This window comes from Pandoraea capi (assembly GCF_902459735.1).
Lineage (GTDB): Bacteria > Pseudomonadota > Gammaproteobacteria > Burkholderiales > Burkholderiaceae > Pandoraea > Pandoraea capi.
Genome location: NZ_CABPRV010000030.1, coordinates 1 through 546, shown reverse-complemented (window position 1 = coordinate 546; position 546 = coordinate 1). Strand labels below are relative to the sequence as shown.

1 protein-coding gene is annotated in these 546 nt (G+C 59.2%); it reads right to left on the bottom strand.

The genetic code is table 11. The annotated features are described in order from the left end of the window. Positions 1–5 precede the first annotated feature (5 nt). A partial coding sequence (locus PCA20602_RS25490; protein ID WP_150723570.1) for an integrase core domain-containing protein occupies positions 6–546 on the bottom strand: 541 nt, incomplete at its 5' end.

The window sequence follows — 546 nt, the reverse complement described above, 5'->3', positions numbered from 1 at the left end:
TGACCTTACCCCTTGGAGTACACCATTCGTAAGTTAGTGGGCTTGCCGGCTTTCGGTTGATGCAATTGCCGGAATTGGTCCGGCGCCAGTTGCCCTAAGGCGCTATGCGGGCGCACCGAATTGTAGTCAGTGCGCCAGGCTTCGATTCGCTTGCGTGCATCGTCGAGACCGACGAACGCATGCTGGTTCAAACATTCTTCGCGCAGTCGGCCGTTGAAGCTTTCGATGTGCGCGTTTTCCACCGGCTTGCCTGGACGAATGAACTGCAGCTTGACGCCATGTTCGTGTGCCCAGGCATCGAGCGCCTTGCTAACGAACTCCGGTCCGTTATCCACCTGAATCAGATTGGGGCATCGCCCTCGTTGCCGCAATTGCTCGAGCACACGCGCCACGCGTACACCCGTTAGCGAAAAGTCGACCTCGATGTGCGGGCACTCGCGGTTCCAAGCGTCGATGATCGTCAACATGCGTATGCGTCGGCCATGCACCAGCGCGTCAGCAACAAAGTCCATCGCCCAGCTTTCGTCTGCGCCGTCGGGCCTCGGC